General features: G+C 67.1%; 25 protein-coding genes. 9 read left to right on the forward strand and 16 right to left on the reverse strand.

The genetic code is table 11. From position 1 onward, the window contains the following. Positions 1–7: 7 nt before the first annotated feature. The 7 genes from SOM10_RS04960 to rpsA form a co-directional block, all read right to left on the reverse strand. On the reverse strand, positions 8–598 hold the full coding sequence (locus tag SOM10_RS04960; RefSeq protein ID WP_320488726.1) for a CoA-binding protein: 591 nt from the start codon (positions 596–598) through the stop codon (positions 8–10). Next, positions 595–1899: an O-acetylhomoserine aminocarboxypropyltransferase/cysteine synthase family protein gene (locus SOM10_RS04965; RefSeq protein ID WP_320488727.1), complete on the reverse strand. Its 1305-nt coding sequence runs from the start codon at positions 1897–1899 to the stop codon at positions 595–597. Before SOM10_RS04965 ends, SOM10_RS04960 begins: the two co-directional genes overlap by 4 nt. Beyond that, the gene (gene acs / locus SOM10_RS04970; RefSeq protein ID WP_320488728.1) at positions 1896–3896 is read right to left on the reverse strand and encodes an acetate--CoA ligase; all 2001 of its coding nucleotides are present in this window, start codon (positions 3894–3896) and stop codon (positions 1896–1898) included. The genes SOM10_RS04965 and acs overlap by 4 nt, the downstream gene beginning before the upstream one ends. A gap of 2 nt (positions 3897–3898) precedes the next feature. Then, entirely contained in the window at positions 3899–4759 is an 861-nt protein-coding gene (locus SOM10_RS04975; RefSeq protein WP_414683565.1) for an ABC transporter permease, read from the reverse strand. Beyond that, on the reverse strand, positions 4756–5802 hold the full coding sequence (locus SOM10_RS04980) for an aliphatic sulfonate ABC transporter substrate-binding protein (RefSeq protein WP_056278943.1): 1047 nt from the start codon (positions 5800–5802) through the stop codon (positions 4756–4758). Before SOM10_RS04980 ends, SOM10_RS04975 begins: the two co-directional genes overlap by 4 nt. Continuing rightward, on the reverse strand, positions 5799–6650 hold the full coding sequence (locus SOM10_RS04985) for an ABC transporter ATP-binding protein (RefSeq protein ID WP_320488729.1): 852 nt from the start codon (positions 6648–6650) through the stop codon (positions 5799–5801). Before SOM10_RS04985 ends, SOM10_RS04980 begins: the two co-directional genes overlap by 4 nt. A 133-nt stretch (positions 6651–6783) precedes the next feature. After that, positions 6784–8238 (reverse strand): 30S ribosomal protein S1, encoded by a 1455-nt coding sequence (gene rpsA, locus SOM10_RS04990; protein WP_053096692.1) that lies wholly within the window; start codon positions 8236–8238, stop codon positions 6784–6786. A 203-nt stretch (positions 8239–8441) separates the two neighbouring features. Here rpsA and SOM10_RS04995 point away from each other — a divergent pair, with 203 nt between their 5' ends. Continuing rightward, on the forward strand, positions 8442–9377 hold the full coding sequence (locus tag SOM10_RS04995; protein ID WP_320488730.1) for a 5'-3' exonuclease: 936 nt from the start codon (positions 8442–8444) through the stop codon (positions 9375–9377). A 1-nt stretch (position 9378) separates the two neighbouring features. Here the strand turns inward: SOM10_RS04995 and SOM10_RS05000 are convergent, their stop codons facing one another. After that, positions 9379–10365: a PHP domain-containing protein gene (locus SOM10_RS05000; protein WP_320488731.1), complete on the reverse strand. Its 987-nt coding sequence runs from the start codon at positions 10363–10365 to the stop codon at positions 9379–9381. 8 nt (positions 10366–10373) lie between these two features. Further along, a complete protein-coding gene (gene trpD / locus SOM10_RS05005; protein WP_053096699.1) occupies positions 10374–11438 on the reverse strand; it encodes an anthranilate phosphoribosyltransferase in 1065 nt (354 codons plus the stop codon). A 189-nt stretch (positions 11439–11627) separates the two neighbouring features. Here trpD and SOM10_RS05010 point away from each other — a divergent pair, with 189 nt between their 5' ends. The 7 genes from SOM10_RS05010 to SOM10_RS05040 all read left to right on the forward strand — a co-directional run bounded on the left by SOM10_RS05010 (position 11628) and on the right by SOM10_RS05040 (position 17545). Further along, on the forward strand, positions 11628–12284 hold the full coding sequence (locus SOM10_RS05010) for a cytochrome c oxidase subunit 3 (RefSeq protein ID WP_053096700.1): 657 nt from the start codon (positions 11628–11630) through the stop codon (positions 12282–12284). Positions 12285–12304: 20 nt separating this feature from the next. Further along, on the forward strand, positions 12305–13108 hold the full coding sequence (locus tag SOM10_RS05015; protein WP_053096702.1) for a c-type cytochrome: 804 nt from the start codon (positions 12305–12307) through the stop codon (positions 13106–13108). A gap of 36 nt (positions 13109–13144) precedes the next feature. Then, positions 13145–14221, forward strand: a complete 1077-nt coding sequence (locus SOM10_RS05020; RefSeq protein ID WP_042538395.1) for a ubiquinol-cytochrome c reductase iron-sulfur subunit — start codon at positions 13145–13147, stop codon at positions 14219–14221. Then, a complete protein-coding gene (locus SOM10_RS05025; protein WP_320488734.1) occupies positions 14218–16032 on the forward strand; it encodes a cytochrome bc complex cytochrome b subunit in 1815 nt (604 codons plus the stop codon). The genes SOM10_RS05020 and SOM10_RS05025 overlap by 4 nt, the downstream gene beginning before the upstream one ends. 94 nt (positions 16033–16126) lie before the next feature. Continuing rightward, positions 16127–16540 carry a RidA family protein gene (locus tag SOM10_RS05030; protein ID WP_320488736.1) on the forward strand — a complete coding sequence of 138 codons (414 nt, stop codon included), beginning with the start codon at positions 16127–16129 and terminating at the stop codon, positions 16538–16540. Continuing rightward, a complete protein-coding gene (locus SOM10_RS05035; RefSeq protein WP_285363345.1) occupies positions 16537–17040 on the forward strand; it encodes a GNAT family N-acetyltransferase in 504 nt (167 codons plus the stop codon). Before SOM10_RS05030 ends, SOM10_RS05035 begins: the two co-directional genes overlap by 4 nt. 85 nt (positions 17041–17125) lie before the next feature. Next, the gene (locus SOM10_RS05040; protein ID WP_072591446.1) at positions 17126–17545 is read left to right on the forward strand and encodes a rhodanese-like domain-containing protein; all 420 of its coding nucleotides are present in this window, start codon (positions 17126–17128) and stop codon (positions 17543–17545) included. Positions 17546–17603: 58 nt separating this feature from the next. Here SOM10_RS05040 and SOM10_RS05045 read toward each other — a convergent pair whose 3' ends face one another. The 5 genes from SOM10_RS05045 to SOM10_RS05065 form a co-directional block, all read right to left on the reverse strand. Then, positions 17604–18038: a cytochrome c oxidase subunit 4 gene (locus tag SOM10_RS05045; protein ID WP_053096714.1), complete on the reverse strand. Its 435-nt coding sequence runs from the start codon at positions 18036–18038 to the stop codon at positions 17604–17606. Between the two features lie 3 nt (positions 18039–18041). Further along, positions 18042–19775, reverse strand: a complete 1734-nt coding sequence (gene ctaD / locus SOM10_RS05050; protein WP_053096716.1) for a cytochrome c oxidase subunit I — start codon at positions 19773–19775, stop codon at positions 18042–18044. 3 nt (positions 19776–19778) lie between these two features. After that, complete coding sequence (coxB, locus tag SOM10_RS05055; RefSeq protein WP_053096718.1) at positions 19779–20678, reverse strand: cytochrome c oxidase subunit II; 900 nt, start codon at positions 20676–20678, stop codon at positions 19779–19781. 96 nt (positions 20679–20774) lie between these two features. Continuing rightward, complete coding sequence (gene erpA, locus SOM10_RS05060) at positions 20775–21140, reverse strand: iron-sulfur cluster insertion protein ErpA (RefSeq protein WP_053096720.1); 366 nt, start codon at positions 21138–21140, stop codon at positions 20775–20777. 71 nt (positions 21141–21211) lie between these two features. Further along, positions 21212–22633: a dipeptidase gene (locus SOM10_RS05065; RefSeq protein WP_320488742.1), complete on the reverse strand. Its 1422-nt coding sequence runs from the start codon at positions 22631–22633 to the stop codon at positions 21212–21214. Between the two features lie 46 nt (positions 22634–22679). Between SOM10_RS05065 and SOM10_RS05070 the strand changes: the two genes are divergently transcribed. Further along, entirely contained in the window at positions 22680–23267 is a 588-nt protein-coding gene (locus SOM10_RS05070; RefSeq protein ID WP_053096724.1) for a DUF3043 domain-containing protein, read from the forward strand. A gap of 75 nt (positions 23268–23342) precedes the next feature. On the opposite strand, the gene SOM10_RS05075 is transcribed toward SOM10_RS05070, so the two are convergent. Together SOM10_RS05075 and nrdR are read right to left on the reverse strand one after the other, a co-directional pair. Next, positions 23343–24365 carry a quinone-dependent dihydroorotate dehydrogenase gene (locus tag SOM10_RS05075; protein WP_285363347.1) on the reverse strand — a complete coding sequence of 341 codons (1023 nt, stop codon included), beginning with the start codon at positions 24363–24365 and terminating at the stop codon, positions 23343–23345. A 10-nt stretch (positions 24366–24375) separates the two neighbouring features. Continuing rightward, on the reverse strand, positions 24376–24846 hold the full coding sequence (gene nrdR / locus SOM10_RS05080; protein ID WP_053096729.1) for a transcriptional regulator NrdR: 471 nt from the start codon (positions 24844–24846) through the stop codon (positions 24376–24378). Positions 24847–24848: the final 2 nt, after the last annotated feature.

Raw genomic sequence — 24848 nt, forward strand, 5'->3', positions numbered from 1 at the left:
TCGTGGATCAGCGGGCCAGCAGCTGCCGTCGCGAGCTGATGACGCCGGTGTCGAAACCGGCCAGGTGGAGGCCTCCGTGGAACCGGGCGTGCTCGATCTTGATGCAGCGATCCATCACCACGGAGAGCCCTGAGCCTTCGGCGATCGCCGCGGCATCCTCGTTCCACGATCCCAGCTGCAGCCACAGGGTCTGCGCCCCGGCTTCGATCGCCTCCTGGGCGACGCCGGGCAGGTCGTCATGGCGGCGGAAGACGTCGACGACGTCCGGAACCACGGGCAGGTCGGACAGTGAGGAGTAGACCGGCTGACCGAGGATCTCCGATTCCCGCGGGTTGACGAGATAGACGTCGTATGCGGTGCTGGAGAGCAGGTACGTCGCGACGAAGTACGAGGCGCGCGCGGGATTGTTCGACGCGCCGACGATGGCGACCGACTTCGCGCGTCGCAATATGCCGAAGCGCTGCTGCTGGCTGGGGCCCTCCCAGGTCCGATCCGGGTGCGCCGGCGCGGATGCGGGCAGGGCGCAGGCCGCAGAATCCTGGGCGGTCGGCAGCGCGCAGGCGTCGGCGCCGGCGCCGGTGGTCTCGATTCCGCTCATCGAGTGGCTCCTGTCGCTGTCGTGAGGGCCTGGTCAAGATCCCAGATGATGTCTTCTGCGTCCTCGAGGCCCACCGAGATGCGGATGAGGTCAGGTCGCACGCCCGCCGCGACGAGCTGCGATTCCGTGAGCTGACGGTGGGTCGTCGATGCCGGGTGGATGACGAGCGTGCGCGCGTCCCCGATGTTCGCGAGGTGCGATGCCAGCTGAAGATTCTCGATGAGCGTCTCGCCCGCCGAGCGACCGTCGTCGGCCTTGACCCCGAACGCGAACACCGAACCAGGACCGAGCGGCAGATACTTCGCTGCGCGCTCGTGGTGCGGGTGATGCTCGAGACCCGCCCACGTCACATACTCCACCCGGGGGTCGGAGTCGAGCCATTCGGCCACGATCCGCGCGTTCGCAAGGTGCGCATCGATCCGCTGCGGCAGCGTCTCGACTCCCTGAAGGAGGTTGAACGCCGACTGCGCGCTCAGCGCCGGGCCGATGTCACGCAGCTGCTCGGTGCGGAGCTTGGTGAGGAAGCCGTACTCGCCGAAGTTGTCCCACCACTTGATGCCGCCGTACGACTCGACCGGCTCTGTCATCTGCGGGAAGCGGCCGTTGCCCCAGTCGAAGGTGCCTTTCCCGATAACGACGCCGCCGAGCGTCGTCCCGTGTCCGCCCAGGAACTTGGTGACCGAATGGATGACGATGTCCGCGCCGTGCTCCAGAGGGCGCGCGAGGTACGGGGTGGCGAGCGTGGCGTCCACGACCAGCGGCACACCTGCGGCATGAGCGACCTCGGCCAGCCCCTCGATGTCGGCGATCTCACCCGAGGGATTGCCGATCATCTCCACGTAGACGACCTTGGTCTCCGGACGGATGGCGGCGGCGTAGTCGGCGGGATCGGTCGACGCGACGAACGTCGTCTCCACGCCGAAACGACGCAGGGTCACGTCGAGCTGGGTCACCGTGCCCCCGTACAGCTGCGCCGCGGCGACCACATGGTCGCCCGCTTCGACGAGCGCCGCGAACGTGATGAACTCCGCGCTCATCCCCGAGGCGGTCGCGACCGCGCCGATGCCGCCCTCGAGCGAGGCCAGACGTTCCTCGAGCGCGGCGACGGTGGGGTTGCCGATGCGCGAGTAGATGTTCCCGTACTTCTGGAGGGCGAAGAGGTTGCCGGCGTCCGCCGCGTCGTCGAACACGAACGACGTCGTCTGGTAGATCGGCACGGCCCTGGCGCCGGTCGCTGCGTCGGGAGTCCCGCCGGCATGCAGCGCCCTCGTGCGAAACCCGAAGCGATGTTCTTCCGTCATGATGTCCTCAGTTCAGCGTTCTCGAGCACGGCGGCGATCTCGCCGACGGCCCACGGATTCTGCAGCGATGTCGTGTCTCCCAGCGGAGCCGGGGCTCGTCCCGAGCGACGATCCTGCTCGGCCTCCCACAGCTGGGCGAGAAGTCGGCGCATGATCTTCCCCGAGCGGGTCTTCGGCAGGTCGGCGACCACGACGATGTGCTTCGGCTTGGCGACAGGACCGATGGCAGCCGCCACCTGCGACCGCAGCGCGGCGACCGACACCTCGGATCGTCCGGAGGGAGTCACGAAGGCGACCACCGCCTGGCCTGTGATGGGGTCTGCGACGCCGGCCGTTCCCGCTTCGCCGACCGTCTCGTGCGCCACCAGCGCCGACTCGATCTCGATCGTGGACAGCCGGTGGCCCGACACGTTCACCACGTCATCGAGCCGCCCCAGGATCCAGATGTAGCCGTCGGCGTCTCTCGTCGCACCGTCGCCCGCCACGTAGTAGCCGCCGTGTTCGCCGTGCCCGGCGTAGGCGGACCAATACGCATCGCGGTAGCGCTGAGGGTCGCCCCACACCGTCCTCGCCATACCCGGCCACGGGCGGCGCACCACGAGCGTGCCCGACCGGCCGGGAGCGACCTCGTGGCCGTCCGCGTCGACGACCGTCGCATCGATGCCGGGCAGCGGCACGGACGCGGACCCCGGCTTGAGGGTCGTGACTCCGGGCAGCGGCGCGATCATCGCCGCCCCGGTCTCGGATTGCCACCAGGTGTCGATGACCGGCAGCTCATCGCGTCCGAAGTTCCGGCGGAACCAGATCCAGGCCTCCGGATTGATCGCCTCGCCGACGGTCCCGAGCAGACGGAGGGTCGAGAGATCGTGACCCGACCGGAGTTCGGGCCCGAACCAGGTCATGAAGGTGCGGATCAGCGTCGGCGCCGTGTAGTACACCGTCACGCCGTACCGCTCGATGATCTCGAGATGACGTTCGCGATCGGGGGTGTCCGGCGTTCCCTCGTAGATCACCTGGGTCAGCCCGTTGGAGAGAGGCCCGTAGATCTCGTAGGTGTGAGCGGTCACCCACGCGAGATCCGCCGTGCACCAGTGCACGTCGTCGGGCTTCGCGTCGAAGTGCGCCCAGTGTGCCCAGCTCGCATGCGTCAGGTAGCCACCGGAGGTGTGCACGAGGCCCTTGGGCTTTCCGGTGGTCCCCGATGTGTAGATGATGAACAGCGGATGCTCGGAGTCGAACGCCTGCGCGATGTGGTCGGACGAGGCTGCGCCGACCGTGTCGTGCCACCAGACGTCTCTGCCGTCTGTCCACGGCACGTCCTGGCCGGTGCGCCGCAGGACCAGCACATGCTCGAGGTCCGGCAGATCCGCTGCGGCGATGTCGGCCGTCGACTTCACCTCGGTCGCGGTGCCGCGGCGGAACTGCCCGTCGCTCGTGACGAGCAGCTTGGCGCCGGTGTCGATCAGACGGAAGCGCACCGCTTCGGCCGAGAAGCCGCCGAACACCAGTGAGTGCACGGCGCCGATCCGTGCGCATGCGAGCGTGATCACGACCGTCTCGATCAGCACGGGCAGGTAGACGACCACCCGGTCGCCCGGTTCGATGCCGAGCGCGGTCAGCGCGTTCGCCGCCTGCGAGACGCGACGCTGGAGGTCCGCGTACGTGACCGAAGCCCTGTCCCCCGGCTCTCCTTCGAAGTGGAGGGCGATCTTGTCCCCGCGCCCGGCGTCGACATGACGCTCGACGCAGTTGTACGCCACGTTCAGGCGCCCGCCCACGAACCAGCGCGCCGCCGGGACGGCATCGCCCGCAGGCGGATCCCACTCGTGGGCCGTGTGCCAGTGCTCTGCCCAGTCGAGTCGGGACGCGGCCTGCTCCCAGAAGGCCGTGGGATCCGCGGCGGCCCTCGCATACGCCTCATCGGCGACGTTCGCCTGAGCGGCGAACGCAGCAGGGGCCGGGTACGAACGGGTCTCGTGCAGGCGCGCCTCGGCCATCGTCACATCCACCGGCGGAGCAGGTACTTCTCGACCACCACGAGGATCGCGTTGGTGATCGTGCCGAGCAGCGCCAGCAGGACGATCGAGAGGATGATCCGATCGACGCGGCCGCTGTTCTGCGAGTCGGTCAGCAGGAAGCCGAGTCCCATCGACGACGCGATCAGCTCGGCGGCGACGAGGAACAGCCACGCCTGCGCGAGCGCCAGCCGGAGCCCCGCGGCGACCGACGGCACGACGGCCGGCAGCTGCACCGTGCGGAAGAGAGACCATCCGCGAAGACTGAACGAGCGTCCCGCCTCTACCAGCTGCGGGTCGACGTGGCGGAGTGCGGACGCGACAGTCGTGTAGACCGGGAAGAAGGCGCCGATGGCGATCAGCGTCACCTTGGACTCCTCGCCGATCTGCATCCACAGGATCAGCAGCGGCACCCAGGCGAGCGACGGCACCGCTCGGATCGCGGAGAGCGTCGGACTGAGCAGCACGTCGCCGACCCGTGACAGACCGACGATGCCGGCCACCGCGAGTCCGATGACAGAACCGACCGCGAACCCGAGCAGGACCCGTTGCACCGAGATGACGACGTGCGTCCACAGCGTGCCGCGCTCGGCCAGCTCGACCCCCGCGGTGAAGACGGATGCCGGCGAAGGGAGCAGGTAGGGCGCGACGAGCCCGGTGGTCGTGACCAGCTGCCAGGCACCGACGATGATGAGCGGAAGCAGCAGTCCGCCGACGAGACGCACCGCGGGTCGATCCCAGGCATGACGGGCACCGGCCTCGTCACGACGCCGGACTCCGCGCGCCGCGTCGATCGCGTCCTGCGCATCCGCGGGCACCACCACGCGCTGGTCGGGAGTGATCACTCGCCGCCGACCGCCTTCTCGGCGAAGGTGGCGTTGATGAGGGAGTCGAGAGCCTTCTCGACCGAAGCCTCGCCACCCTGGACATCTCCGGATTCGACCAGCACCGGCGCGATCTTCTCGAGCACCGCGATCTGCGCCTCACCGGGGATGCCGCTGACGTCGAGGTTCGACCGCTCCTCGATGACGGTCGTCGCGACCGCGGGGTCGATTCCTGCGACCTCGGCGAGCAGCGCCGCGGTCTCGTCGGGGTTCTCGAGGGCCCACTCGCGCGCCTGCTCGTATGCGTCGACGACCGCCTGCGCGAGGTCCGCGTGGTTCTCGATGAAGTCCTCGGTGGCGTTGAGGAAGCCGTAGGTGTTGAAGTCCACGTTGCGGTAGATGAGCTCATCGCCCGATTCCACCTCGGCCGCGGCCATGATGGGATCGAGGCCCGCCCAGGCGTCTACCGAGCCGCTGTCGAGAGCGGCACGGCCGTCGGCGTGCTGGAGGTTCTGGACCTCGACGTCGTCGACCGAGAGGCCTGCTTCCTCAAGAGACTGGAGCAGGAAGAAATAGGGGTCCGTTCCCTTCGTCGCCGCGACCGACTTGCCCGCGAGGTCCTCGACCGAGGTGATGTCGCTGTCGGGGCCGACGACGATCGCCGACCATTCGGGCTGCGAGAAGATGTCGATGACCTGGATCGGTGAGCCGTTCGATCGGGCGAACAGTGCCGCCGAGCCGGCCGTGGAGCCGACGTCGATCGAGCCGGAGCGCAGCAGCTCGTTCGCCTTGTTGGATCCCGCGGACTGCACCCACTCGACCTCGACGTCGTCGCCGAGGATCTCCTCGAGGATCCCCTGGTCGCGGATCACGAGGCTGAGCGGGTTGTAGGTCGCGAAGTCGATGGACAGAGTGTCCGCCGACCACTCCCCCGAGGCTGCCGCATCGTCGGACGACGAGTCCGAGGCGGTGGCGTTCTCACCGGCGACGCAGCCGGTGGCGACGAGCATCATCGTCCCTGCGATCGTGATCGCGGGGATGATTCGTCGGGTGATGGTGCTCATCGGGTCTCCTCGGTGGCGGTGCGGTGGTGGGTGTCCACGCCGAGTCCTTCGAGGAGCTCTGCGCGGAGGTCGGCGAGACCGCGATCGGCGCGGTCCCGGGGTCGGATGCCGGGGACGGTGATCGCGCGCACGATGGACGGCGCTTCCGTGTCGGCGTCGCCGAGCGTGCGCAACAGCAGCACACGATCGGCGAGATAGAGGGCTTCTTCGACATCGTGCGTGACGAGGAGGACGGTGGTCGGCTCAGCCGCATGGATCTTGAGGAGCAGATCGTGCATCCGCAGGCGGGTGAGCGCATCGAGCGCACCGAACGGCTCGTCGAGCAGCAGCACGCCGGGATTGCGAGCGAGGGCGCGTGCGAGCGAGGCGCGCTGCGCCATGCCACCCGACACTTCGCGTGGCCGCTGATCAGCGGCCTTCTCGAGGCCGACGAGCTCGATGAGCTCCCGAACACGTTCCCGGCCTTCGCGGCGCGCGGTGCCACGGGGCAGACCGAGTTCGATGTTCTGGGCGATGGTCCGCCATGGCAGCAGGCGGGGCTCCTGGAACGCGACGGCGGTGCGCTCGTCGACGTCGGCCACGCGCGTGTCCTGGATGCGGATGCTGCCGCCGGTCGGCGCATCCAGTCCCCCGACGAGCCGCAGCAACGTCGACTTGCCGCACCCGGAGGGACCGACGATGGCGACGATCTCACCGGCGGCGACGTCGACGTCGACGTCGCGGAGGACGTCGCGCCGGCCGCGGGAGAGCGTGAAGCTGCGCTCCACCCCCTGCAGGCGCACCGGCTGTGCGGTGCCGGCGATCGCCGACGCGCCGGCCGTCGAGGGCGCGGAGAGCAGAGAGGTCATGTCCCCATGCTGTCCAACCCGCCGGAATGTGACGAATGCGAGCGTAATGATCGGTCATGGAGATCCGAGGACGCGTCGAGACGCAGAACGGGCCGCCATCCCGAAGGATGACGGCCCGTTCAGAGCGTGATGCTTAAGCGTTGCCGCCCGAGAGCTTCTCGCGGAGAGCCGCGAGAGCCTCGTCATCCGCGAGCGTGCCCGCGCCTGCGGCCTCGCTCGAGAAGACCTGACCACCGAAGTCGTCGCCAGCGGCCGCCTCGGCCTCGGCTGCCTTGGCAACCTGAGCCTTGTGCGCCTCCCAGCGAGCCTGGGCTGCAGCGTACTCCTGCTCCCATGCCTCGCGCTGGGTGTCGAAGCCTTCCTTCCACGCACCGGTCTCGGGGTCGAAGCCCTCCGGGTACTTGTACTCGCCGGCCTCGTCGTACTCGGCGAGCATTCCGTAGAGCGCCGGGTCGAACTCGGTGCCGTTGACGTCGACTGCCTCGTTCGCCTGCTTCAGCGAGAGCGAGATGCGACGACGCTCGAGGTCGATGTCGATGACCTTGACGAAGACCTCTTCGCCGACCGACACGACCTGCTCGGCCAGCTCGACGTGCTTGCTGGAGAGCTCGGAGATGTGGACGAGGCCCTCGATGCCGTCTGCGACGCGAACGAACGCACCGAACGGAACGAGCTTGGTGACCTTACCCGGCGTGACCTGTCCGATCGCGTGGGTACGGGCGAAGACCTGCCACGGGTCCTCCTGCGTAGCCTTCAGCGACAGGGAGACGCGCTCGCGGTCGAGGTCGACCTCGAGGATCTCGACGGTGACCTCCTGGCCAACCTCGACGACCTCGGAGGCGTGCTCGATGTGCTTCCAGGACAGCTCGGAGACGTGCACGAGGCCGTCCACGCCGCCCAGGTCGACGAATGCACCGAAGTTGACGATCGACGACACGACACCCTTGCGGACCTGACCCTTGTGCAGGTTGTTCAGGAACGTGGTGCGCGACTCCGACTGCGTCTGCTCGAGCAGCGCACGGCGGCTGAGCACGACGTTGTTGCGGTTCTTGTCGAGCTCGAGGATCTTGGCCTCGATCTCCTGGCCGAGGTACGGCGTGAGGTCGCGGACGCGGCGCAGCTCGATGAGCGAGGCCGGCAGGAAGCCGCGGAGGCCGATGTCGACGATGAGTCCACCCTTGACGACCTCGATGACCGTACCGGTGACGACGCCGTCGTTCTCCTTGATCTTCTCGACGTCTCCCCAGGCACGCTCGTACTGAGCACGCTTCTTGGAGAGGATCAGACGGCCTTCCTTGTCCTCCTTCTGGAGAACCAGGGCCTCGACCTCGTCGCCGACCTTGACGACCTCGTTCGGGTCGACGTCGTGCTTGATAGAGAGCTCGCGCGAGGGGATGACGCCCTCGGTCTTGTATCCGACATCGAGGAGGACCTCATCGCGGTCGATCTTGACGATCGTGCCTTCGATGATGTCGCCGTCGTTGAAGAACTTCAGGGTCTTCTCGACCGCGGCCAGGAAGTCCTCAGCAGATCCGATGTCGTTGATGGCGACCTGCTTGGTGGCCGGGGCGGTCGTTGCGGTAGTCATGTAGTGGGTTGTCCTTGTGAATGGAGACTCGGGCTGAGGGCTCCGGCCGCGCACGGCCGATCATGAGCTCTGCAGCGATTGATTGGTTTCTGCCTCCCGGGCATGCATAGGCACGCCACGAGTGACAGTCAAGGTTATCAGATCCCGAGACGATATGACGGACTCGATACCATCCGCGTTCGGCGCGCTGACAGACTGTCTGCATGCCCCGCGCCGACAAGCTTCTCCTGCTCGACACCGCAAGCCTCTACTTCCGTGCGTTCTACGGGGTGCCCGACAAGGTCACGGCGCCGGATGGCTCCCCGATCAACGCCGCACGAGGACTCCTCGACATCATCGCGAAGCTGGTGACGCTGTACGAGCCGACCCATGTGGTCGCGTGCTGGGACGACGACTGGCGACCCCAGTGGCGAGTCGACCTGATCCCCAGCTACAAGGCGCACCGTGTCGTCGAGGTCGTGCCCGCGGGGCCCGACGTCGAGGAGGTCCCCGACCCCCTCGAGGCGCAGATCCCCCTCATCCGCGAGACTCTCGCCCTGCTCGGCATCCCGATCATCGGCGTCGCGGAGCACGAAGCGGACGACGTGATCGGCACGCTCGCGACGCACGCCACCATGCCGGTCGACATCGTCACGGGCGATAGAGACCTGTTCCAGCTCGTCGACGACGCGAGGAACGTGCGCGTCATCTATACCGCACGAGGCATGAGCAATCTCGAGATCGTCACGGATGCCGTGGTCGTCGCGAAGTACGGCGTGCTGCCGAGCCAGTACGCCGACTTCGCGACGATGCGCGGCGACGCATCGGACGGACTTCCCGGCGTGGCCGGCGTCGGCGAGAAGACCGCGGCCACGCTCCTGCAGGCCCATGGCGATCTCGCCGGCATCCGCGCGGCTGCTGAGGCGGGTGAGGGGATGAGCGCCGGGGTCCGGGCGAAGGTGCTCGCCGCCGCGACGTACCTCGAGGTCGCCCCCACCGTCGTCGCCGTCGCGACCGACCTCCCGATCAGCTCGCCGAGCGACCCGCTGCGTCCGCTCGACCCGTCCGAGGCTGATGCTGCGACCGCACTGGCTGAGCGGTGGAACCTGGGCGGCTCGATGACCAGGGCCGTCGCCGCGATCGCGACGATCGACGCCTGACTCAGCTCGCCCAGGCCAGCACTCGGTCGAGACCCCAGGTCGTGATGATGCGGGAGGCAGGCACCCCCGCCTTCTCGGCACGCTCGGCACCGTGATCGAGGAGCGAGAGCTGACCCGGTGCGTGCGCATCCGAGTCGATCGAGAAGAGGCAGCCGGCCTCGAGGGCGATCGCGATCAGATCGTCGGGCGGGTCCTGACGCTCCGGCCGGGAGTTGATCTCGACCGCGACGCCGTTCTCGGCGCATGCGGAGAAGACGGCACGGGCATCGAACTGCGATTCCGGACGAGTGCCTCGGTCCCCCTGCACCAGCCGTCCGGTGCAATGCCCGAGCACGTTCACGCGCGGGTGGCTCACGGCGGCGATCATCCGTGCGGTCATGGGCCGGGCGTCCATCCGCAGCTTCGAATGGACGGATGCGACCACGATGTCGAGCTCCCCGAGGAGGGCGTCCTCCTGATCCAGCGCGCCGTCTTCGAGGATGTCGACCTCGATCCCCGCCAGCAGCGTGAACCCGTCACCCGATTCCGCCCTCACCAGCGGCATCTGCTCGCGCAGCCGCTCCGCGGAGAGTCCGCGGGCGACCCGCAGACGCGGGGAATGATCTGTGATCGCCTGATACTCGTGACCGAGAGCCCGCGCCGCTGACGCCATCACGCCGATAGGCGTGGTTCCGTCCGACCAGTCGGTGTGCGCGTGCAGGTCCCCTCGGAGCTTCGCTCTCAGGGCCGACACGCGCTCGGGCTCCACGTCGCCTCGGAGCTCCACGAGATAGTCGGGAACCTCTCCGCTCTGCGCCTGTCGGATGACTCCGAAGGTCGATTCGCCGATCCCTTTCGCCGCGCGCAGCCTCGTCGGATCCGAGCGCACGTCCTCAGGCAGCTGCTGCAGGGTCGCAGCTGCCTGACGGAAGGCCTTCGCCCGGTACCGCGACGCGCGTTCCCGCTCCAGCAGCGAGGCGATCTCGAGCAGGGCGGCGATCGGGTCCATCACATCTCCTATGCGGATGCCAGCTCGCGGCTGACGCCGATCCATTCGTCGAGCTTCGCTATGGCGCGACCGTCGTCGACCGCCGCGGCTGCCCGCTCGTAGCCCTCGCGGAGACGCTCGAGGATCGGTCGCTGTACCTGAGTCGCGTCCTGGGACAGCTCGAAGGCGACGATCCCGGCCGCCGCGTTGAGGAGCACGATGTCTCGCACCGCGCCCGTCTCCCCCTCGAGCGTCCGGCGCAGCACCGCCGCGTTGTGGTCGGGCGTTCCGCCGATCAGATCCGCGAGGTCCGCGATCGGGATCCCGAGATCTCGAGGATCGAGATCGTGCTCGTGGATGTCACCGCGCGTGACCTCCCAGATGCGGCTGTGCCCCGTGGTCGTCAGCTCGTCGAGGCCGTCGTCTCCGCGGAACACCAGGGCCGTGGCGCCCCGCGTCCGGAACACTCCCGTGATGAGGGGGACGCGCTCGAGCTGCGCCACCCCGACGGCGTTCGCCTCGGCCCGAGCCGGGTTGCAGAGGGGGCCGAGCATGTTGAAGACGGTGGGGACGCCGAGCTCGGCACGGACGGCGCCCGCGTGCTTGAACCCGGGGTGGAAGGCGCCCGCCCAGGCGAACGTGATGCCCGTGCGGTCGAGGATCGACGACACCGCCGCGGGATCGAGGGTGAGCTCCAGCCCGAGCGCGCTCAGCACGTCGGATGAGCCGGAGGCGGAGCTGGCTGCGCGGTTGCCGTGCTTGACCACCGGGATGCCGGTCGCCCCGATGATGACCGCCGCGGTGGTCGACACGTTGACCGTGCCGACACGATCACCGCCGGTGCCGACGATGTCGAGGACGTCGGGCGACACGGGCAGCGGCACCGCCGCCTCGAGGATCGCATCACGGAATCCGACGATCTCATCGATCGTCTCTCCCTTGGCGCGGAGGGCGACGAGGAAACCGGCGAGCTGCGCCTGCGTGACGTCGCCCCGCATGATCTGACGCATCGCCCACGTCGATTCCCAGACGCTGAGGTCGCGACGCTCCAGAAGAGTGGTGAGCACGTCGGACCAGGTCAGGGAATCAGCCATGTGTGCGATCCTATCGGCGCAGGGAAAACGTGCAGACTCTTGCGGAACGGGCGCCGGACGTCGATCATCCCTCGTTTCCCGCGTATTCACCGAGGATTCGCAGCGTTTTCTTAGGGTCCCCTAAGTCGTTCGCGGGCGAAACGAGGGCCTCCGGTGCGAGAATCACGCCCGGAGATCGGCCATAATGGAATGGTGACGACCTCAGCGACGTATGCCCCGGCGGCAAGAACGATCAAGCGCCCCAACCCGGTAGCTGTCGGCACCATTGTGTGGCTCGGCAGCGAGGTGATGTTCTTCGCGGGACTCTTCGCGATCTACTTCACACTCCGCAGCACCTCCCCCGAGCTCTGGGCCGACCGCACCGAACTGCTGAACGTCCCGTTCGCGTTCGTGAACACGGCGATCCTCGTGCTCTCCTCGTTCACGTGCCAGATGGGCGTGTTCGCGGCCGAGGACCTGCAGCCGTACCGCATCGCCAAGGGACAGAAGAACGGCGCCGGCCGCCGTCGCCTGTTCGGCTGGGGCATGGTCGAGTGGTTCTTCCTCACCTTCGCCCTCGGCGCGATCTTCGTCTCCGGGCAGGTCTGGGAGTACGCGCAGCTCGTCGCAGAAGGCATGCCGATCAGCGCTGACTCCTACGCATCCGCGTTCTACCTGACGACCGGCTTCCACGCCCTGCACGTCACCGGCGGTCTGATCGCCTTCCTCCTCGTCATCGGCCGTGCGTACGCCGTCAAGAATTTCCGGCACAAGGAGGCGACCTCCTCGATCGTGGTGTCCTACTACTGGCACTTCGTCGACGTCGTCTGGATCGTGCTGTTCGTCGTCATTTACTTCCTGAAATAAGAGCGGAGCTGATCCACGAGATGGCACGAGAGAAGAAGCGCCGTTCGAATGGCCGTCGCAGTCCCCTGGCTGCGGCAGCCCTCATCGGAGCAGGCCTCATGATCACCGGCGCCGTGTACGCCGGAACGTCCGCAGCCTTCGCTGCGACCGACACCCAGACCACCGCGGCGAGCACGCTCACCGTCGAGGACGGCGAGAAGCTGTTCACGGCCAACTGCGCCACCTGCCACGGTCTCGATCTGCAGGGCACGGCGAACGGACCGAGCCTCTACGGCGTCGGCGAGCTCGCGGTCGAGTTCCAGATGTCGACCGGCCGCATGCCGCTGCAGATGCAGGGGCCCCAGGCGCCGCAGAAGGAGCCGCAGTTCACCGAGGAGCAGATCCTCGCGATCTCCTCCTTCGTGCAGGAGTCGGCTCCCGGCCCCACCTTCCCCGAGGACCACATCCTCGACGGTGAAGGCGACGTCGCCAACGGCGCGGAGCTGTTCCGCGTCAACTGCGCGATGTGCCACAACGTGGCGGCCGCCGGAGGAGCACTCACCGAGGGCAAGTACGCCCCCGCACTGACCGAGACCAGCGCGCTGCACATGTACGCAGCCATGGTCACCGGCCCCCAGAACATGCCCGTCTTCGGCGACATGAACCTGTCGGACGAAGACAAGCGCGACATCATCTCGGCTCTGCTCTACCAGCAGCAGTCCGTGCAGATCGGCGGTTTCTCGCTCGGTTCGCTCGGTCCCGTCTCCGAGGGCCTGTTCGTCTGGATCTTCGGCATCGGCGCGCTCGTCGCCATCACCGTGTGGATCACGGCGAAGTCCAACTGACGCTTATTCATCGAAGAGGAACGTACGAGGAGCACCATGGCACACGACGACGACTCGCAGGCTCTTGACAGGGCCTACCAGCCCTCTCCGGGGCTGGGTGTCGCAGTCAGCGATCCCGTGCAGAACCCGGGGCTGCCGCCGCACCGCGCGCGGATGACCGACAAGGACCCGCGCGCTGAGAAGGCTGCAGAACGCACGGTCTACACGCTGTTCTATCTCTCGCTGGCAGGAAGCATCTGGGCGGTCGCCGCCTACATGCTCTTCCCCATCGAGAGCGGCGCGCTCATCGACATCCGTCAGAACAACCTCTTCATCGGTCTGGGCATCGCACTCGCGCTGCTCTCGATCGGCATCGGCGCGATCCACTGGTCCAAGGCGCTGATGAGCGACAAGGAGCACATCGAGCACCGTCACCCCACCCGGGGCAAGGACTCGACGCGAGAGGCCGTCGTCGAGGCGTTCGCCACGGCCAACGAGGAGTCCGGTTTCGGACGACGCACGATGATACGCAACTCGCTGTTCGCGGCGATCGTGGCCTCGATCATCCCCGGTGTCACGCTCTTCCGCGGTCTCGCTCCGCACAGCACACCCGACGACCCCACCGCGGGCGATCCGGTCACGCTGCTGAAGCACACCATGTGGGAGAAGGGCCAGCGTCTCGTGCGCGACCCCGACGGCACACCGATCCGCGCAGCGGATGTGACCCTCGGATCCGCATTCCACGTGATCCCCGAGGATCTCGCAGAGCTCAGCCACCACGACGGCTACCTCGAGGAGAAGGCCAAGGCCATCGTGCTGATGATGCGCCTGCGCCCCGAGCAGCTCATCGAGGCCGAAGACCGCAAGGACTGGTCGTACGACGGCATCGTCGCGTACTCGAAGGTCTGCACGCACGTCGGATGCCCGGTGGCACTCTACGAGCAGCAGACGCACCACCTCCTCTGCCCCTGCCACCAGTCGCAGTTCGACGTCACGGATCACGCCAAGGTCATCTTCGGACCTGCCGCGCGTCCGCTGCCGCAGCTGCCCATCACCGTCGACGACGAGGGCTACCTCGTCGCACGCAGTGACTTCACCGAGCCCGTCGGCCCGAGCTTCTGGGAGCGCCATTGAGCACCGCAACGCTGTCCAAAGAGGACAAGGACAACAAGGCGCCTCTCGGCGGCCGATTCGTCGGCGCCGCGTCGAACTACATCGATGAGCGCACCAGCATCTCCGGCTTCGTCAAGGAGCTCGGCCGCAAGATCTTCCCCGACCACTGGTCGTTCATGCTCGGCGAGATCGCGCTGTGGAGCTTCGTGGTCGTGTTCTTGTCCGGAACCTTCCTGACGTTCTTCTTCCAGGCCTCCATGGTCGAGACGCACTACACGGGCGCCTATGCTCCGATGCGCGGCATCGAGATGTCGGCGGCACTCGAGTCGTCGCTGCACATCTCGTTCGACCTCCGCGGTGGTCTCCTGGTTCGCCAGATCCACCACTGGGCCGCACTCGTCTTCGTCGCGGGAATCGGCGTGCACATGCTGCGCGTGTTCTTCACCGGCGCATTCCGCAAGCCCCGCGAGCTCAACTGGGTGATCGGCTTCGTGCTGTTCGTCCTGGCGATGGCCGAGGGCTTCACCGGATACTCGCTTCCCGACGACCTGCTCTCGGGCAACGGCCTCCGCATCATCGACGGCATGATCAAGGGCATCCCGCTGATCGGCACCTGGACCTCGTTCCTCCTCTTCGGCGGCGAGTTCCCGGGTACGGACATCGTCGGACGCCTGTACACGCTGCACATCCTGCTTCTGCCGTTGCTGGTGATCGGCCTCATCGCCGTGCACCTCATGCTGATGATCGTCAACAAGCACACGCAGTTCGCCGGCCCCGGCCGCACGAACGACAACGTCGTCGGCTACCCGATGATGCCGGTGTACATGTCGAAGATGGGCGGCTACCTGTTCATCGTCTTCGGCACGATCGTGCTGATCGCGACGTTCTTCCAGATCAACCCGATCTGGAACTACGGCCCGTACGACCCCTCCCCCGTCTCCGCCGGTACTCAGCCTGACTGGTACATCGGATTCGCGGACGGCGCCCTGCGCCTCGCTCCGTCCAACCTCGACGTGGTCTTCCTCGATCGCACCTGGTCGTTCGGGATCCTGCTGCCGCTGGTCGTCCTCGGGCTCTTCATCGTGCTCGTCGCGATCTACCCCTTCATCGAGGCGTGGATCACGGGAGACAAGCGCGAGCACCACATCGCTCAGCGCCCGCGCAACGCGGCGACCCGCACCGCGATCGGCGTCGCCGGCGTGATCTTCTACGCCGTCCTGTGGGCTGCAGCATCCTCCGACCTCATCGCGACGCACTTCATGCTGACCATGGAGGGCGTGATCCACGCGCTCCAGGCGCTGCTGTTCGTCGGACCGGTCCTCGGCTACTTCATCGCCAAGCGGATCGCCCTCGCGCTGCAGAAGAAGGACCGCGAGATCGTGCTGCACGGTTTCGAGTCCGGACGCATCGTCCGCCTTCCCGGCGGCGAGTTCATCGAGGTGCACCAGCCGGTCGACACGTACGACCGCTGGAAGCTCATCGATGTGGACAACTACGAGCCTCTGGTCGTGCGTCCGAACGCGAAGGGACGAATCTCGTGGACGGAGAACCTCCGTTCTTCCATCTCACGGTGGTTCTTCGAGGACCGGCTCGCGCCGCTCACGCAGGCGGAGATCGAAGCTGCGGACGCTCACCAGCACCACGTCACGGCTCAGAACGATGAGACCGAGGCGGCCGAGATCCAGGGCGCCCACGAGCGCGCGGGCGTCCCCGACGCTCCGATCACCGTCAGCGAGACGCACGTCGACGAGACAGCGAACACTCCCAGCACGGTCATCGCGACCGAGCCGGTGAAGAAGCCTCGCAGGAAGAAGTCCGAGGACGACGAGTAACATCGCCGCTTCCCCGCAAGAAGGCCCTGTCCGTTCCGGACAGGGCCTTCTTCATGTCCGGGAGGCTCTCAAGTGAACGTGGAAGGATCGTGCCATGAGCTCAGCAGTCCAACTCATCCGATCCGCCGATCTCGCTGCCGCCCCCTATGCCTACGCCGCCACTGCTCCGGCGGGCTCCCGACTCATCTTCCTCGCGGGCGCCTACCCGCTCGAGGACGACGGAACCACCACGGCCCCCGGCGACTACGCCGCGCAAGCGTCACGTTGCCTGGAGACCCTCGATCTCGCGCTGCGCGCCAGTGGCGCCACGATCGCCGACGTCATCAGCACGCGGGTCCTCGTGGCGTCGTCGTCTCAGGCTGATCTGGTCACGGCATGGAACGTCGTTCACGAGGCCTTCGCGGAGCACGACGTACCGAGCACCCTCATGGGCGTCACCGTGCTGGGGTACGACGACCAGCTGGTGGAGATCGAAGCGGTCGCTGCGATCGCGGAGACGAACCGATGAGCGCTGCGATCAGGCCCGCCACGTCCGAGGATGCGGAGCTCCTGACCGCCATCGAGGCCCAGGCTGACGCTCTCCTGATCGACAGTCTGGGGGCGCCAGTATGGCCTCCCGCTGCGAACGGTGCCGAACGCCTCGCCGAGCCGGGATTCGTTCTCGTTCTGGAAGAGTCAGAGGGCTCCTCCCCTGTGGGTTTCGTCCATGTCCTGGACTCCGACGGTCATGCGCACCTCGAACAGCTGTCTGTCCTCCCCACCGTGGGACGACAGGGATTCGGACGCCGCCTTGTGAGCGCTGCACTCGATGAGGCGCGGGATCGCGGCTACACGCGCATGACCTTGCGGACCTATGCCGAGATCCCGTGGAACGCGCCCTTCTACGCGTCGTGCGGGTTCCTCGAGAGCATCCCGGAGACGCCGTTCCAGCGCGGCCTGGTGGAGACCGAGGCCTCCCTTGGCCTCGACCGATACGGACGCCGCGTCCAGATGACAGTGGAGCTCTGAGCCTGCAGTCCACATTGGCGGATTCCAGTGCGCCGCCGTCCGGATGATGACGGCGGGACCTCGCGCCGTTGCCTAGGCTGAGCGCATGATCGATCGCGCTGACTACTACGCCGCCAAGCTCGCCTACGAGACCGATGCGAGCGATGTGTATGCCGCTCTCCGCTCCGAAGACGACATCGTCATCATCGATGTCCGCTCAGAGGAAGCGTGGGCGCAGGGACGCGTCGCTGGAGCGACACAGATGCACTACAGCGAGATCGCGAGCCGCGCTCCTGCCGAGATCCCCCTCGACGCCGCCGTCGTCGTCTACTGCTGGAGCCCGGGGTGCAACGCCGGCGCGAAGGGCGCTCTGGAGTTCGCGAAGCTCGGCTACGCCGTTCGCGAGATGATCGGCGGGTTCGAGTATTGGGTCAGGGAGGGCTATCCCGTGGAGGACGCCGACGGCGTCCACCGTCGGCCTGTCGACCCGCTGACGGGCATCGCCCGTGTCCGCAGCCGCGCGTAGCGACAGGACATGCAGAAAGCCCCTGGGATGGAGATCCCAGGGGCTTTCTGCATGCAGATCAGCGGGCGAAGTTCCCGCGGTAGTACTCGTAGACCCAGCCGACGATCGCGACGACGAAGATCGCCAGGCCGATCGGAAGCAGGAAGTGTCCGACGGCCAGTCCCACGACGAAGACGGCAGCGGAACCCGCGAGGACGATCGGCCACCAGGACCAGGGGCTGAACTCGCCGAGCTCGGGGTCTCCGTCGTCGATGTCGCTCGTGAGGATGTCCTCAGGCAATTCGCCGTTCTGAGCCTTGTGCGTGCGGTCGAGGTAGAACGCGATCATCGCGCCCATGAACGCGGCGAAGAACAGCGCCACGGTGCCGACCCATTCGATCCGCGCGGCGAAGTTGTCCGACGGCGTGGCGAGGATGTGCCAGCCGGTGTAGACGACGCCGACCAGGGCGAAGAAGGCGGTCAGGACCCACCAGAGGATGACATTGTCGCGCATGGCTCAGTGGCCCTCTCGCTCGCCGGGCGCAGCGGGCGTGAACTCCGCAGCCTCGGGATGGTTCAGGTCGAACGCGGGACGCTCACTGCGGATACGCGGGATCGACGTGAAGTTGTGACGCGGCGGCGGGCAGGACGTCGCCCACTCGAGCGAAGCGCCGTAGCCCCACGGGTCGTTCACCGTGACCTTCGGAGCCTTGCGAGCCGTGATCCACACGTTCAGGAAGAAGGGCAGCATCGAGGCACCGAGGATGATCGCGCCGATCGTCGAGACCTGGTTGCCCCACGTCCATCCGTCTTCCGGCGAGTAGTCGGCGTAGCGACGCACCATGCCGTCGACGCCCAGCCAGTGCTGGATGAGGAACGTCATGTGGAAGCCGATGAACAGCATCCAGAAGTGCACGTAGCCCAGGCGCTCGTTGAGCATGCGTCCGGTCCACTTCGGCCACCAGAAGTAGAACCCGGCGAACATGGCGAACACGACGGTGCCGAAGACGACGTAGTGGAAGTGCGCGACCACGAAGTACGAGTCGGACAGGTGGAAGTCCAGCGGCGGAGCCGCGAGGATGACACCGGTCAGGCCACCGAAGACGAACGACACCAGGAAGCCGAGTGCGAACACCATCGGGGTCTCGAAGGTCACCGATCCACGCCACAGCGTGCCGATCCAGTTGAAGATCTTCACACCCGTCGGCACTGCGATGAGCATCGTCATGAGGGCGAAGAACGGCAGCAGCACAGAGCCGGTCACGTACATGTGGTGAGCCCACACGGCGACGGACAGTGCGGCGATCGCGATCGTCGCGTACACGAGCGTCTTGTATCCGAAGATCGGCTTGCGGCTGAAGACCGGGAAGATCTCGGAGACGATGCCGAAGAACGGCAGAGCGATGATGTAGACCTCAGGGTGACCGAAGAACCAGAACAGGTGCTGCCAGAGCAGGACACCGCCGTTGGCCGGGTCGTAGATGTGAGCGCCGAGCACGCGGTCCGCACCTGCGGCGAAGATCGCGGCGGCGAGCACCGGGAAGGCCATCAGGATGAGGAGGCTCGTGATGAGCGTGTTCCACGAGAAGATCGGCATGCGCCACATCGTCATACCCGGTGCGCGCATCGTGATCACCGTGGTGATGAAGTTCACGGCGCCGAGGATGGTTCCGAAGCCCGAGATGCCGAGACCCAGCATCCAGAGGTTTCCACCGGCACCCGGAGAGAAGGACGCACTGGCGAGCGGCTGATAGGCGAACCATCCGAACGAGGCCGCACCCTGCGGGGTGAGGAAGCCGGCGACGGCGATCGTCGAGCCGAAGAGGAACAGCCAGAACGCGAACGCGTTCAGACGCGGGAAGGCGACGTCCGGGGCGCCGAGCTGCAGCGGCAGGATCGCGTTGGCGAAGCCGGCGAACAGCGGTGTCGCGAACATCAGCAGCATGATCGTGCCGTGCATCGTGAAGAGCTGGTTGTACTGCTCCTTGGTCGGGATGATCTGCATTCCCGGAGCGAAGAGCTCTGCACGGATGACGAGTGCCATCACGCCGCCGAGGAGGAAGAACAGCACCGAGGCGATGAGGTACATGTACCCGATCGTCTTGTGGTCGGTGGAGGTGATCCACTTGACGACGATGTTGCCCTTCTGCTCGACACGCGACGAGCTCATGAGAGCAGCCTGACGTGCGGGCAGGGTGGTGGGTCGAGAGCGAGGGGCCTCGTCGGTGCGGGGGGCTTCAGTGGTCGACATGGCTTACTCCTCTCCTTCCTCGGAGGTCGGGGCGGTGGTCCCCGGGTAGTTCGACAGACGGTCGTACGCGTCCGTGATGTCTCCCGTGTTGCCTTCCTCCTCGAGAGTCTGGAGGTAGGCGTCGTACTCGTCCTGCTCGACGACCTTGACGTTGAAGAGCATCATCGAGTGGTACTCGCCGCAGAGCTCGGCGCACTTGCCGGCGTACTCGCCGACTCGGGTCGGGATGAAGGACCAGGAGTTGTCCTTCCCGATGTACATGTCCTTCTTGTACAGGAAGTCGATGATCCAGAACGAGTGGATGACATCGCGGGACTGCAGGTTGATCGTGACCTTCTGGTCGACCGGCAGCACCAGCGTCGGGAGCTGCGCCTGATCGATGGTGCCGTCCGCGTCCGGCTGGGCCTGGATTCCCATCGTCCAGACGGCGTCGGAGTTGTCCTCTTCTTCACCGTCGTACTGGAAGTCCCACGCCCACTGCTTGGCGATGGCCGTGATCTCGACGTCGGGTTCGTCCCACTTCGTCTCGATCGCCGACTGGTCACGCGCGGTGAAGAAGAACATGCCCAGCACGAGGATCAGCGGCACGACCGTGTAGAAGATCTCGATCGGCATGTTGTACCGCATCTGCACGGGCAGACCTGTCTGACCCTTCCGGCGACGGTAGGCGATCGCGGCCCAGGCCATCAGGCCCCAGGTGATCACGCCGACGGCGAGGAGGACGATCCAGGAGTTGACCCAGAGCGACGAGACGCGCTCGGTCTGGTTGGTGGCCGCAGGCTCACCCTCCACGAAGCCCGGGAGGTAACCGTTCAGCTCAGTGGCAGTACATCCCGCCAGGGCCACGGCTGCCGCTACTCCCAGGGGGAGAGCGGCCCAACGAAGGCGGCGTTTCGAGGGCACGATGCACCTTTCAGATTGCGGACAGGGCACACCCAAGTCTAGGGCAACCTCACACCTGATTCATGCCAACCACGCAGGTTGGCGGAGGGGTTCGGATCAGTGGAAGCTGTCTCCGCAGGCGCAGCTGCCTGCGGCGTTGGGGTTGTCGATCGTGAAGCCCTGCTCCGAGATCGTGTCCTTGAAGTCGATGGAGGCGCCGTCGAGGTACGGGACGCTCATGTTGTCGATGATGACCTCGACGCCGTCGAAGTCGACGGTCTCGTCGCCCTCGAGGAATCGCTCGTCGAAGTACAGCTGGTAGATCAGGCCGGAGCATCCGCCGGGCTGAACGGCTACGCGCAGACGCAGGTCATCCCGGCCCTCCTGCTCGAGAAGGTTCTTGACCTTCGTGGCCGCGGCATCGGTCAGCTTCACGCCGTGCGCCTGGGTGGTCTCTGCCGAAGTCAGTGTGGTGTCGCTCATGTCGCTCCTTGTGACGGGCCGCGCTCGCACGGCTGATATCTCGATTTTACCCTCAGGCTCGCGGATGCGGCTCAGATGATGATGTCGTTCATGCGCGAGAGCAGCAGAGCCTCGGTCGCGACCGCATGGCGGAACGTGTCGAGGTGCAGCGATTCATTCGGGCTGTGGGCACGCGAGTGCGGGTCCTCGACGCCGGTAACGAGAATCTGCGCGTCGGGGAACTCCCGCACCAGATCAGCGATGAACGGGATCGAACCGCCGACGCCGAGGTCGACCGGCGGCACACCGTACCCGTCGCGCATCGCATCGCGGGTGAGGGCGACCGCCCAGCCGCTGGTGTCGACGAGGAAGCCGTTTCCCAGGTCGACGTCGGTGAAGGTCAGCTCCGCACCGAACGGCGCGTTCGCGCGCAGATGCGCCTCGAGGGCGGCATACGCCTCCTCCCCCGTCTGACCTGGCGCGACGCGCGCGCTCACGACCACCGTCACCTCGGGAAGGAGGGTGTTCGACGCCGCGGCGACGCTCGTCGCATCGATCCCGATGACCGTGACCGCCGGCTTGTTCCCGATCCGGCTGAGAATGCTGCCGCCGCCGACCGGAGACGTGCCAGGAAGAAGACCCGCTTCATCGCGGAGCGTGTCCTCGGTGTACTCCGGCGTCGGCGCGTCGCGCTCGGTCATCCCCTCGACGGCGACGGAGCCGTCCTCGTTCCAGAGCGTGGCGAGCATCCTCACCGTGGCCATCATGGCGTCCGGAACCGCTCCGCCGAACATGCCCGAGTGGGACGCGTGGTCGAGGGTGCGCACGCGCACGGTGAAGCGCGCATTGCCACGGAGCGAGACGGTGAGGCCGGGGGTGACCGAATCCCAGTTGCCAGAGTCGGCGACCACGATCGCATCCGCCCGGAGCGCTTCCTTGTTGTCCGCGAGGAACTGAGCGAAGGAGCGCGATCCGTACTCCTCCTCCCCCTCGATGAACATCGCGATCCCGAGCTCGAGTTCGTCTCCGACGACCTCGGCCACAGCGCGGATCGCGGCGATGTGCGCCATGATGCCCGCTTTGTCATCGGCGGCTCCGCGCCCGTACAGGCGTCCGTCGCGCACCGTTGGTTCGAACGGCGGCGTCTCCCACAGCGCGTCGTCTCCTGGAGGCTGCACGTCGTGGTGCGCGTAGAGCAGGATCGTCGGCTTGCCGTTGCGCGCAGCACGCGTCGCGAGCACGGCAGGCTGCCCGTGCTCGTCGGTGCCGGGGATCGCGGCGCGCAGCACTCGCACGTCGTCGAAGACCCCCGTCGCCGTCGCGAGCGCGGCGACCGCCTCCGAGCTGCGTTCGAGCTGCGTCTGGTCGAACGCAGGCCAGGCCATGCCGGGGATGCGGACGAGTGCGCCCAGGTCGCTCAGCGCGGCCGGGAACCCTGTGGCTGCGGCCTCGAGGACGGCCGGCTCGCGTTCGCTGGACAGATTCTGGTCGCCGGGCTGGGCAGGAGATGTCATGCGAGTAATCTTAAGGTGATCCGCCTTCACTGAACCGAGGAACCTCGTGGCCACTACCCCTGTCCCCCCTTCGACGAACGACGACGCCGCCGAGACGACCGCGTCGGGCAAGGGACGCGCGACGCCGACCCGGGCCGAGCAGGAAGCGGCCCGCCGCCGTCCTCTGGTCGCGAACACCAAGGAGGCCAAGGCCGCAGCGCGCGCCGAGCTCAGCGAGCGACGCAACCGCGCGCAGGCCGGTCTGGCGGCCGGCGAGGAGAAGTACCTCCCGGCTCGCGACAAGGGCCCGCAGCGCCGCTGGGTCCGCGACTACGTGGACGCCGGATGGCACCCCGCCGAGTTCGTGATGGGCGTCATGGTGCTCGTCATCCTCATCTCGCTCCTTCCGGCCAACCTCGCCATCGGCGGCTTCGCGATCGCCGGCTGGGCGTACCTGGTCATGATGGCGTACCTGATCCTCGCGATCGGCGGCATGATCCTGCTGGGGATGCGCGTCAAGCGCAAGGTCGCCGCGAAGTTCGGCAAGGACCGCATGGAGCGCGGTCTCGGCTGGTACGCCGCGATGCGGTCGCTGCAGATGCGGTTCATGCGTCTGCCCAAGCCGCAGGTCAAGCGCGGCGACCGCCCCGCCTGATCCCCTGAATCATCGAGAGAGGCGCCTCGTGCTCTATGAGCACGAGGCGCCTCTCTTGTTCGTACGCGCAGCTTCTCAGCGTGCGACGAGGCCCCGGTTGATCTCGCGTCCCCAGAACGGACCGCGGTACAGGAACGCCGTGTAGCCCTGCACGAGCGTCGCGCCCGCTTCGAGTCGCTCCTGAACGTCCGCGGGCGTCTCCACTCCCCCGACGGCGATGACGCAGAACTCTGCGGGCACGGTCGAGCGAACCAGACGCAGCACCTGAAGCGAGCGCTCCTTGAGGGGCGCGCCGGAGAGGCCGCCCGCTCCGATGGCCGCGACCGTCGCCGCGTCCGTCGTGAGTCCATCCCTGCTGATCGTGGTGTTGTGCGCGATGATGCCGGCGAGGCCCTCGTCGACGGCGAGCTTCGCGATCGCGGCGATCTCGTCGTCAGCCAGATCGGGGGCGATCTTGACGAGCAGCGGGGTCTTTCCGGATGCCGCGCGCACCGCCCGGAGCAGCGGAGCCAGCGTCTCCACCGCCTGCAGTCCCCGAAGACCCGGGGTGTTCGGGGACGAGACGTTGACGGCCAGATAGTCGGCCAGCGGGGCCAGCCGCGTCGCCGAAGCGACGTAGTCGGCAGTGGCGTCCTCGACGTCGACGACACGGCTCTTGCCGATGTTGACTCCGATGACCGTGTCAGGGGCGCCGCGACGCAACCGCGCGAGGCGCCGGGCCGCGGCATCCGCGCCCTCGTTGTTGAATCCCATGCGGTTGATGACCGCACGATCGGCGATCAGCCGGAACAGTCGGGGCTTCGGGTTGCCCTCCTGCGGGATCGCGGTGACGGTGCCGACCTCGACGTGGCCGAAGCCGAGCGCTGCAAGACCGCGGACGCCGATCGCGTTCTTGTCGAACCCGGCGGCGATGCCGAAGGGCGAGGAGAAGCTCAGGCCGAGTGCGTCCACCCGCAGCGACGGGTCCGGCTTCGTCAGTGCCCGCGTCGCCCAGGAGAGCGGAGGCACTCCGAGCACGCGGATCACCGCCATACCGGCGTGGTGGGCGAACTCGGGGTCGAAGCGCGACAGGACAGCGCGAAAGAGCAGCGGATACATCACTGCCAGATTACCGGTCGGCAGGCTCCGGCTTGACGTGGTCGGCGCGCAGATCCGTGATCGCGCTCTCGAAATCCTCGAGCGAATCGAAAGCCTGATACACGCTCGCGAACCGCAGGTATGCGACCTCATCGAGGTCGCGGAGGGGTCCGAGGATGGCCAAGCCGATCTCGTTCGTATCGAGCTGCGAGACACCTGTCTGCCGCACGGCCTCCTCGACACGCTGAGCGAGGACCGCCAGATCGGCCTCGGTCACGGGGCGCCCCTGACACGCCTTGCGCACGCCGGAGATCACCTTCTCGCGACTGAACGGCTCCATGACGCCCGAACGCTTGATGACGTTGAGGCTGGCCGTCTCGGTGGTCGTGAAACGCCCGCCGCACTCAGGGCACTGACGACGGCGCCTGATCGAGAGACCGTCGTCGCTGGTGCGGGAATCGATGACGCGAGAGTCCGAGTGACGGCAGAAGGGGCAGTGCATCT

It is taken from the genome of Microbacterium sp. CFBP9023 (assembly GCF_034045055.1).
Taxonomy (GTDB): Bacteria; Actinomycetota; Actinomycetes; order Actinomycetales; family Microbacteriaceae; genus Microbacterium.